This is a genomic window from Enterorhabdus sp. P55, assembly GCF_009911695.1.
Lineage (GTDB): Bacteria > Actinomycetota > Coriobacteriia > Coriobacteriales > Eggerthellaceae > Enterorhabdus.
In genome coordinates, this window is record NZ_QWKK01000003.1 from 16,384 (window position 1) to 28,795 (window position 12,412).

The 12,412-nt window shown below is 66.6% G+C and carries 1 protein-coding gene (cut by both window edges); it reads left to right on the forward strand.

All 12,412 nt of this window come from inside a single coding sequence — locus D1643_RS00675, SdrD B-like domain-containing protein (RefSeq protein ID WP_160707647.1), on the forward strand. Of the gene's 67,146 coding nucleotides, 15,465 precede the window and 39,269 follow it; the stretch shown corresponds to coding positions 15,466-27,877 — codons 5,156 (complete) to 9,293 (partial); the first complete codon in view begins at position 1. Both the start codon and the stop codon lie outside the window.

Sequence of the window (12,412 nt, forward strand, 5' to 3'; positions counted from 1 at the left end):
GCCTTCAAGCCGGCCTCGGCGCGCCCGAATGCGGGCACGGCGACGAAGAACGCCACGGTGGAGGACGTGCAGAAGTCCACCACCGACGGCGGCACGCGCCAGCCGCTCGCGGCCGTGGACAGCAGCAGCTACCCCTACATCCGCAACAACACGAGCCTGGCCAACGGCAACCGCGCCGTGGTGGAAGTGGCTAACAAGGCCGACGACGCGGGCTACCACTTCACCTACCGCAACTCCACCCGCGCCCGCTCCGACGCGGCCGCCATCACCATGCGCATCGACTCCGTGTCGATGAAGGCGCGCCAGATGCTCACGTCCAATGCCGATCCTGCCGACGACCTGGACTTCACGCACTACTACGACGAGAACGGCAACCTCCAGAGCGACGGCTTCTACACCAACCGCGGCGTGGTGCGCGGCTTCAAGACCGAGACGCTCGACCTGAGCTCGGCCACCACGGCCATGGGCCAGTTCCAGTACGCCGACCTGACGTTCCTGCAGCCCAACGGCGTGCGCTTCATCCTGCGCCTGAGCCCGGATGAACTGGCCAAGTACCGAAACGCGGCCAACGGCTACACGATTGACTTCGCCGCTGTCTGGGGCACGACCCTCGTGCGCGACCTGGTGGCCAGCCCCGACCTGGCCGGCAGCCGCTATGCCGCCGCGGACATCACCAACTACAACGTGCCCAAGCAGCAGTACACCATCGACGACTGCTACTTGTACCAGATCGACCTGCAGTACGGCTCGCTCGAGCCCAGCTGGCGCCCGACGAACCACCTGGAGACGGCCGATGCCGCCGCCGACGCCCAGGGCCTGCTGGACGTGCGCGCCACGGGCGAGACCGACTGGTACAACGCCGCGGGCAACGTGGACACCAACCAGCACACCCACAACGGCGCCGCGCAGAACCGCTGCCAGTCTCAGTACTTCACCACCTACACCAGCGGCGGCGTGCTGCGCTACACCAACTACTACCCGCACGACAACACGCTGCACAGCTCGCTGTTCCTCACCCAGACGGGCGCCTACGACACGCGCGCCCTGGTGGAGAAGTGCGCCGGCATCAGCGTGCCGCGCCCCCGCATGGAGGTGCACAGCTTCGTGCAGTACGGCCAGGCCGACTACACCGAGCAGGTGCGCGCGGACAGCAGCAATACCGACGCCAACCGCACCGAGGTGACGGTGCCCTACGCCAAGAACTTCACCTTCCAGGCGCAGCTGCGCAACGAGCCGCGCTCGGGCGCGAGCGCGTATTCCAAGCTCGACGACGCCGACGTGACCGTCACCTACCCGCTCGACTTCGAGGCGAACATCGTCACGGGGCCGGGTACCACCAACAACAAGATGAGTACGTGGACGGGCTTCCACCCCACGCTGACTACCATCAAGAGCGAGTTCATCGAGTGCTTCCCCGGCGAGACGGTGGGCAAGATCCGCATCTACGGCTACACGCGCTCGCAGGTGGCAAGCGTCCGGAGCCTGGCTGCGGCGCCTACCAACGTGCCGCTCAAGAAGATCGTCCTGCGCCCGTACTACGAGGGCGACGCTCTGGCTGGCTTCGAGGTGGAGGACGCGCCGGAGAAGAACGCGGCGGCCAAGACGAAGTTCCCGCTGGCGGCCAACGGCGATCTGGTGCTCGAGGAGAAGGACATCTACAACCTGGGCATCGAGATCACCAAGACCTTCCAGCTGTGGTCGTGGAAGAACATGGCCGAGGACGCGGTGGACTACGCCAACCAGAACATCGTGATCCAGGGCTACACCGACACCTACTTCGAGAAGCAGCGCACCATCCGCGTGACCACCGAGAACCACCTGGACAGCTTCCGCGAGGCGCCGCTCGACCTGCCGCTGTTCACGGCGGGCCAGCCCCTCGTGGCCGGCAGCGTGTACGGCAACGCCAACACCGTGGCCGACAACTACATCGTGTCCTACACCGACAGCTCGCTCTACTTCGTGTCGAAGATGTACTACGATGCCGTGAGCCGCGCGGCCTACGCTGATGTGATGAGCGGCGAGGCCGTGGAGGACAAGAACGAGGCCGACGCCAACAAGAGCCCGCTTGAGCAGGCGGTGGGCAAGAAGTTCGAGCTGGCGGCCGACAAGAGCGCCTTCGACACCACGCTGTACTCGTTCGACGAGAAGGACGTGTGCGACGGCTACCTGACCATCCCCGAGGCCAACCTGGGCAGCTACGTCTACGGCGAGGACACCCCCGAGGCGTCCAAGACCACCGTCTACGTGTACCAGGAGAACGCCGATCCGACCAAGCCCGGTACCTACGTGGAGGCCACGCTGGGCCTGGGCGCGCCGGATGCAGACGGCAACCCCACCTACACCTATACCGTGGGGGCTCTCACGCTGCCGGCCAAGGGCGTGGGCTTCTACACCTACGACGTCGGCGCCATCCACGATGGCTACACGGCCATCCCCGCCGGCTCGGTGAAGGACTACCTCACCAACGGCAAGAGCGTCTTCGTGAACGAGGGCGGCTCCTACAAGGAGGCCGTGCTCGTGAAGGGCGAGGAGGAGGACGACGGCTCCTTCGACATCACCTACTGGCTGATGGGCGAGGCGCTCAGCGGCGCCCCGGCCGATGAGAAGGCCACGGCCAAGTGGATCCTGCGCAACGCCAACTACGACATCGTGGTGGAGTACGCCATCAGCGACCCGCATACCGACGAGAACGGCAACGAGGTTCCCGCCGTGCCGAAGGGCCATGTCATCAGCGCCACGGAGACGAAGCCGGCGGCCGACGGCAAGCGCGCCGTGGTGACGGTGGTCGTGAGCCGCGGCACCACCGAGGAGGCCGAGGGCGAGGCCGGCAACCCCATGGCCGACCTCGTGGGCAAGACCGAGCAGTACGTGCGCGACCAGATTGCCGCGATGAACGACTACGAGGCTCAGTCCGAGGTCAAGTACGAGTACAGCGACCAGGCCGCCGGCACCGTCATCGCCATCACTCCCGCGCCCGACCTGACCAAGCCCATCCTCGACGACAATGGCAACCCCGTGCTGGACGCGGAGGGCAACCCCACCTACGCCCCGCTGACCAAGACGGTCTCCGACGGCAACGGCGGCACCATCCTCGTGAACATCATGCAGCTGACCGTCTCGCTCGGCGCGTACGTGAAGGGCGAGTTCGAGGACTACCTGAAGATGACGCCCGAGGCCGCCAAGAAGGCCCTCGCGGACGATGGCTACGAGGTGCTCGCCACCGAGGAGGAAGCCAACGACGACATCAAGCAGGGCGAGATCATCCGCATCGTGAAGGACAAGGAGGCCTGGGACGAGACGGTCACCAACCCGGACGACGGCTCCACCTCCACCGTTCACCATCCCGCCCAGGTGCACCTGGTGGTGTCGAGCGGCCTCACCCCGCAGACGGCCGAGAAGAAGCTCTTCGAGTCGTACGCGGGCCAGGACAAGGACACCGTGCTCCAGGCGCTGCGCGACCTCAACTACACCATCGACGAGGCTGACATCACCGAGGAGCAGAGCGACGACTACGGCCTGGGCATGGTCATCAGCATCGCGCGCAAGGACGCCTTCAGCGACGACGCGGGCAACCGCGGCGCGCTCTCGGTGGTGGTGTCGAGCGGCTACACGCCCGCCAAGGAGCGCGAGCTGCTGTTCGAGAGCTGCGTGGGGCTTACCCAGGACGCGGCCACGGCCATCCTGACGGATGCCGGCTACACCGTGTCCAAGGACGTGAGCTACGAGGCGAGCGACGACGTGGTGGACGGCAGCGTGACCACCCCCGGCATCGCGGCGGGGCACGTGGTGTGCATCCACCTGCTGGACGCCGACGGCAACGAGGTGACCGGCAACGACGCGCCCCTGGGCCTGAAGTCGGTCAAGATCGTGCTGTCGAGCGGCCCCTCTGCCGGCGACGGCAGCGGCGGCAACGTCTCCGGCACCGTGGTGGGCGGCCCGTCGCATGCGTTCGACGGCCCGGACGTCACCGACGGCAGCCTGCTCAAGGGCGACCCGGAGGCCAACCGCTTCACCAACTACAACTCCGGCTCGAATGACGGCCACCATCACCATCAGGGCCACTCGAGCTGCTGGGGCAGCTCGGCCGACGAGGGCTCGGGCGACCTGGCCATCGGCTACAAGGCCCAAGGCTCGTTCCTCGTGGACTTCCGCCAGGTGGATACCGAGCCCAACGCCGCCGGCCGCGGCCTGGGCAACACCACCGGCAACTGGCCGGAGGGCACGAGCTACATGCAGCAGGGCAACTCGGGCTACTTCACCAACATCTGCACCACGTGCAACAACTGGGCGTACCACGACCGCACCTACCACTGGATGTACGGCAGCCTCAACGACGATGCGACGGGCAACATGCGCCGCATCTACCACTACAACTACGGCTACTACAACCAGTACCACAGCTGCACCGAGTACGACGACAACAGCTCCACGTCCACGTACAACAACAGCGCCAAGAGCGGCAACCCGCACTACGACTCGGTGGGTTCCTACACCTACAACACCGGCGCGCACCTCACCATGACCCAGAAGCTCCAGGGCGACGGCTTCGACGCGTACTACGTGAAGATCAAGCGCCAGGCCCTGCCCTACCTGGACAAGGTGACCGTCAACTTCAACAAGGGCAAGGCCCTGGAGGTGTCGGGCACCCAGATTCGCCAGGCGTACTACGACGAGCTGACCCGCGCCGGGTCCAAGGGCACCTCCGTCCAGCGCGACAGCGACGGCAACTACTACTTCCGCCTGAACCTGCTCAAGCGCGACGCGAGCGGCAACCCCGTGGCATCCTTCGGCATCAACTCCGATGACGCCTACCGCGACACGTTCAACGACTACACGGAGGGCATGGACATCTACCAGGTGACCTCCATCGTCTACGACATCACCATCAACCAGGGCACCACCGACGCGGCGGGCAACGCCGTACGGCCCGACTACGGCCAGTGGTTCGCCGACCGCCTGACCGACCCGAAGGCCTGGGCCAACGCCATGTCCTTCGAGGTGACGGGTCGCTTCATCAAGGCCGGCAGCTACAACGCCGACGGCAGCTACGCCCCGGCCACCGTGACCGCCGTCACCGACATGGACATGACCATCGGCGGCGAGTACTCCGGCACGGCCTACGCCCACCAGGCGGCGCAGCGCTACGACTCGCCCAACAAGCGCTACAACGGCGCCGACGCCAACAACACGAGCTCCAACGAGTACGGCCGCGGCACGTGGTCCTACGCCAACTACCACCGCAACGGTGCCTGCCACAACACGAGCTGGTACCACCAGGGCTGCGGCTGGCACGGCCACCACACCCACTTCTACAGCTTCGACGAGGGCAAGATGCGCCACCTGCGCACGTCGGTGCGCTTCCTCACCTACGAGAGCCGCAACTACCTGCGCAAGTCCGTCACGCGCAACAGCGGCTCGCTCGGCGTGCAGGGCAACACCAACGTGACGAGCAACAACTCCGACCAACGCGTGTTCGCCAGCGACGAGGGCTACTTCCTCTCGCTGTACCGCTACCCGGCGGGCTGGAACTCCACGAGCTACTCCGATCACGACTACCGTCCGTGGGCCAACTACTACTCGGCCTCCGACAACATCCGCATCACCGACGAGCTGCCCATCGTGTACCCCGATACCGACATCGAGTACTTCGGCTTCGTGGGCACGGGGCTCAAGTTCTTCAAGGGCTCCACGAGCCAGAGCAACTCGAGCGTCTGGGCGCACCTCAACCCCGTCACCAACCAGGCGGGCCAGGAGCGCACGGGCAACCTGGATAAGGTGTACATCACCCTGCGCACCACCAAGTGGGCCGAGACGACGGACACCGCCGCCTGGCCCAACGGCTGGGAGAAGAAGGACGGCGAGAGCCGTACCATCCGCATCCGCCAGAACGGCCTGTACTTGGTGAACGCCAACGGCACCGAGACCATGGTCGACCAGAACCTCAACCCCACGAGCGACCCGGCCCAGAGCCCGGGCCTGGCCTACCTGTTCTCAAAGGGCCTCAACAAGGACGGCGACGCGGTGATCTACTTCCACCGTCCCTACGACTACACGCCAGACTTCATGGACGCGGTCAACTGGGCCAGCTGCCCGGAGTACACGGCCTTCGACCAGGACACCAACACGCTCACCGAGGCCTCGGGCAACACTGACCATGCGCCGCTCACCATCAACCTGCCCAACGGCGAGTTCGTGACCAGCTACACGCTCGACCTGGGGCCCTACGGCGGCGACGCCGATGCCACGGCCGAGACGGCGCGCGCCTACGACGGCGATGCCGGCGCGGCGAAGACCGCTGACGGCAGCAACTACGTGTCCGACTACGCGGTGCTCGGCCGTCCCTACATCTACAAGGGCCAGGCCAACAAGCTCCAGAGCAAGAACATCGGCTACACCAACTACATCGACAACGCGCTCACCCGCGCCACGGTGACCAACAGCCACTTCTACGATCCGGCCAAGCAGGTGGCCTCGCCTAACAAGTCCACCTACTACAACAACTCCTACCGCATCACCAACGGCGGCCTGTCCCATGGCGAGATCGCCAACTGGGGCCAGGCGTCCAGCGGCCGCCTGGAGTTCAACAACCTGGGTAGCGCCTCCTACACGTGGGTGCCGCGCGAGACGTCATCCGACACCGCCTGGATGGTGGGGTACAAGGTGGCCTACGGCTACAGCGCCGGCATCCAGACCGAGAACAACGGCGCCGCCACACCGGGGGCCGGCGACAACTGGTTCAAGGGCACGAACGAGCTGTACCGCAACGAGTGGCTCAACGACCAGAGCAGCTGGGGCTACAACCCGGATGACCACAACAACTACCAGTCGTTCAACACGGACGTGAAGTACGTCTACGACTACGGCGACGGCGCCGCGGACAACACCACCGACGCCAACCTGGCGCCCACCCGCGCCGTCTACGAGGTGCGCTTCCAGAACCGCGCCGACGAGGGCAACACCACCGACAAGCGCCGCGCCGCGCACCTGAGCACCATCTCGCTCACGAGCACCTTCGACGAGAACCTGGGCACCGCCGACGCGCAGAAGGCGCGCAAGGCCTTCCGCCTGCAGAACGTCTACGTGCCGGCCTACCTGGTGGGCAACGACGGACACAACTGCGCCGACCATGCCGACCAGGTGTGCATCGGCTACCAGTACACGCCCTACGTGAAGAACGCGGCCACGGGCGCCTATGAGAAGTACACGGGCAAGCGCCACCTGGGCACCGACGGCAAGCAGAAGGCCGCCGATGGCCGCCAGATCTACCTGACGGTGGCCGGCTCGGCCTACACCTCCAGCGACAACGCCTACATCGAGGCCCTGGCCTGCACCAACGCTGACGCGGCCACGGTCGACTATGATCCTGGCGTGGACTCCCACGCGGCCGCCGGCTGCCAGGTGAACTGCCTGGCCTGCGACGGCCAGTGGTTCAACGCCACCCAGTTCACCTTCACCTACATGGATGCGAACGGTACGGAGCAGACCAAGACCACCACCTGGCAGGAGCTGCTGGCCGAGGGCCGGGTGAGCGGGCCGTACGCCGTGGACAAGCGGGGCGACATCGTCTACAAGGCCGACGGCACGCCCGTGACCGAGGCCGACGGCGACTACTCGGTGACCGATTCCGAGGGCACCTACACGGTGAACGCCGCCGACGGCGACTACGTCATCGACTTCGAGAGCTACTTCCGCGACGCCGAGGCCGTGGATGCCGACGGCGAGCTCGTCTCCGTGAGCGGCAAGGACGCGACGCGCTATGAGAACCGCGCCGTGGCCAACGACGCGGGCGAGCCCATCAGCTTCCCGCTGTTCAAGGCCTCCGACGCCGCCGAGACCAACACCATCGCCGGCTTCGACGGGCTGGACACGCCGGAGAACCAGGACTACGCGCGGGCCGTGGTGACCTCGCTCAAGGTGGACTACGCCGCCATGAACGCCAACCGCCGCTTCCCCAACACCATGCTCGACTCGGGCCAGTGGCTCACGCGCGCCAGCGAGGTCAACGTCAAGCCGGACAACGCCATCAACTGGAACCACCCCTCCTACGGCTACGACGCCACCAACACCAACTACGCCTTCAAGTACGACGGCACCTTCGTCGACCGCCCGGCCGATGAGTTCACCAGCGCCACGGCCGCCAGCACCACGCTCGACAACGAGAACGTGCTCACGGGCGCCGACAAGGAGGAGAACGCCGGCAACTGGGACTACGAGTCCACCCCGACGTTCGGCAAGATGGCCAACGGCTACCAGGGCACTGACGCGCGCCATCGCCTGTCGGTGACCGTCAAGTCGAAGGATCCCAACACCGAGGGCATGTCGGCCTACGTGGACGACACCGCCGCCTACCGCGTGGCCCATAAGGTGGGCACCATGGAGACGTCCTACGTGCGCGGCCGCAAGGTGGTGCCCATCGCCTACGGCGACGGCGCGAAGAAGGACACCGTGTTCGCCTACGACGCCAGCACGGCGGACGTCACCGTGCCGGCCACGTCCTCGGCCATCACCCAGGACACCACGTCGGTGACGAACGAGTTCAGCTTCGAGAAGCCCAACGCCGTGAGCGACATCCCCGACGGCGCGCTGTACGCCGGCGACTACCTGGAGTACACCCTGTACGTGGGCGCCGACGACCTCTCGCAGCTGCCGCTGCGCCATGTGGACGCGCGCTTCACCGTGGAGCCCGGCCAGCGCATCGTGGGCTGGGAAGTGGTGAACGAGAACGGCAAGGTGCTCAACACCGTGGGCACCACGTTCACGAGCGATCCGGCCGACGCCGTGAGCAAGGGCGTCGTGGACGACGACGGCAACACCGCCGCTGACGGCAGCGAGTGGTTCACGCCGGGGGAGCAGTCTGCCCGCGTGACCGCCAAGATGCTCGACGGCAACGGCCTGGTGACCCTGGAGGACGTGGCCCCGAGCACTGATGTGACCAAGGTATCGCACAAGCAGCACGTGCCCGTGGCGCCCGAGCCGGAGCCCGAGCCCGATCCCGTCGACCCCGACGCGGGCGACGGCGGCGAGGAGCCGGCTGCCCGCGCTGCCGCCACGGCCGCCGATGACGCGGCCTACGACGTGGTGGACACGCCCGAGGGCACCGAGCACTACGACGAGAACCGCGCGCTCGTGTTCTCCCTGGGCAGCAAGGCCCAGCAGGTGGAGAAGGGCGAGGGCGTGTACCTGCGCGTCATCACCCAGATGACCGACGAGCTGCAGGCTGACCCTGCCGCCGACGAGTACAACGCCACGGGCAATGACGCGTTCACCAACGACGCCGACCGCCCGTCCTACAGCGCCGCGCAGGTGCGCGCCACCTTCGAGGCCACGGCCCAGCCGCTGCACGGCTACGCGCAGTACCGCGTGGGCGAGGAGACCAAGAACCCCGTCGCCGACAAGACGCCGGGCGGCGGCCTCATCGGCACGGAGGCCGCGCTGTACAAGACCCTCCACGACGAGGGCATCGACGGCGTCGACTACTATCACGAGAACGACATCCAGGCCAACCTGGAGGAGCGTCCGCAGTACGGCGCCCGCGTGGACTCGGTGGTGGGCTTCTACAGCCACGCCGCCGACGCCCATGGCGTGCTGGCCTCGGCTGCGGTGGACGCGGCGAGCGGCCTGGTGGCCTCCACTGCGGCCAACCGTGATGACGAGGGCCAGCTCGTGGGCACCGCGGCCAAGCGCGTGAACGCCGCCCCGACCGCCAACCACCTGCAGGACGTGGACATCGACTTCGCGTGGACCGAGGAGTCCAAGACCCGCCGCTCCATCGCCAACCAGGACGGCAACCCTGGCACGCTGACGGTGACGGGCCTCAAGAACCCGACGTTCCACACCAACGACGTGACGGTGACGGTCAACTTCACCAACAGCTACGACACCGAGGCCCAGGCGCCTGACGGCCGCCGCATCTTCGAGGTGTACGGCCACAACATCGACTACCCGGACGGCATCCTGGCCAACACCACCAGCACCGCTGGCGCCACGGGCGCGGGCGACCCCACCGTCAAGGAGGGCGACCCGGCCGTGAAGGGCCCGGGCAAGGCCGAGGGCCGTCGCAACGTGCGCGTGGAGTACTACGTGCCGCTGACCGCCGCCGACCAGGCCGACCTGGAGCGCGCCCAGAACGAGTACCCCGCCGGCGTGACCTTGGCCACCAAGGACGTGACCACCGGCGAGGGCGAAGACGCCGTGACCACCACCAAGACGCTCGGCGCCTGGTTCGCCGAGGATCAGGACAACGCGGCGCTTGAGGCCTTCATGCGCGGGCGCACCCACCAGGTGGCCGGCACCGAGGGCACCTTCGACATCAACCTGTTCCGCGAGGCCACGGCCATGCGCTGGACGTACTTCGACGTGCCCGCCACCGCTGACGGCGTGGCGCCGTTCACGCTGGACGACGTGGTGCTGGAGGGCGTGGGCCGCTTCAACGACACGCGCAGCCTGCTGACCTCCTTCAAGGACATCGCCAACTGGTACGAGGGCAAGGTGACCGTGGACGTGGCGTACAACCACTTCCACAACGAGAACACCACCCTCGACTTCACCGGCAACACGACGGCGGTGGAGCACGGCCTGTGGCGCACCAAGCAGAACGAGTGGAACACCACCGACACCATTCGCGTGTACCGTCGCAGCCCCAACGCGCAGTTCCAGAACCAGGTGTTCCAGACGCATGACCAGGCCATGGCCACCTATAACGAGGACGCCGCCCAGAAGACAGGCTACGTCCCCGGCGAGACGTTCTGGTACAAGGACTCCGTGACAAGCGCCAAGCTGGCGGTGTCGGCGAGCAGCATCAAGTACACGATGTACGACAACGGCAACTGCGGCAACGCCTGGGCTGGCAGCAATGACAGCTACTTCCACAGCACCAATCACGGCGATGGCAGCTGGGCGCAGATGCGCATGGACTTCACCGTGTACACGCGCACCACCATCTCGTGGCAGTATTGGGTGTACAGTGAGAGCGCGAGCTACGACTGGCTGCGCTTCTACGTGTACAAGAACGGCGCGAACATCGGCGAGTACGGCAATTACGGCGGCCACTACGGCAACTGGGCCAACTTCAGCCTGACGCTCGATCCGGGCAACTACAACATCTGCTTCCGCTACCGCAAGGACGGCTCCGTCAGCCACCACCCCGACGAGGCGCGCGTGCGCAACATCAGCATCGTCAACGGCCTGGATACCATCCAGGGCGGCACCAACATCGGCAACGACGAGCCCGAGACGATGATGATCCCCACCACCCAGGAGGACGGCGCCGGCGAGGGCGAGATCTACAACCCGGTGTTCTACGAGCGCATCCCGCTCGACTACCTCAAGCAGGCCGCGCCCGAGTCCTACGGCCTGACCGGCCGCGTGGGCGAGGGCAGCGACATCGACGCGGCCTACCTGGAGAGCGTGCTCAACAGCCGTTACGCCGACGGCACCTTCCGCAACATCACGTGGTCTGACCGCTACGGCAAGAACGTGACGGCCGAGCGCACGCGCGGCCTGCGCGCCAAGGTCACGCTGGTGGGCACCACCACCGAGGCCGCCGACTACGGCGGGTCGATGAACTACGTCTCCAACGAGACGGGCCCGTGCCCCACCTCCGTCACCGACCAGTGCACCGCCGGCTACCGCACCACCGCCGGCAAGACGTACAACGACATCAACCCGCGGGCCGAGGGCGTGTCCAACACCACCACCTTCGGGCTGTTCAAGATCGAGTGGGAGGCCGACCCGGACTGGGCCGACGGCGGCGCGGTCATCACCGACCCCGACGAGCGCCTCTCCGGAGACGTCAAGAACGGCCGCTTCGTGGACGAGAACGAGATGAGCACCGGCTCGAAGCTGGATGACGCTAACCGCGCCCTGCGTCCGGTGGACCGCCCCGACTACGACTCCACCGTGCTCGAGGTGGGCGACGTGCTCTCCGTGGCGTTCCCCGTGCGGGCGGCCGAGACCGGCCTGCCCCAGGTGTATAAGAACCTGGACGAGTCCACCACCACGGCCACCAACGCCGACGGCACGCCCAACACCCAGGGCCTGGAGCCGGCGTACCTGCCGCGTATGGGCGAGTACTACTACACCGCCTACCACAACTGCGACAACACCACCTACGGCGCCGGCAACTTCCAGATGTTCCCCGGCGCGGGCAACGCCAACTTCGGGCTGTCCGGCAACCTGTCCAACGCCTCGGCCAACCGCGTCCAGACGCAGAACGTGCTCATGGACATGGACGCGCTGCTCCACGAGTCGGCCTTCACCGCCGACAAGCCCAAGCACGTGGATACCTACGAGATGTTCGCCAAGTCTTACTCGTTCATCCCCGGCAGCGCCAACAACTCCACGGGCGACGACTACAACAGCCGCACCCGCGGCAACAACAACATCTTCATGGACGCCGACGCGCTGACGGCCA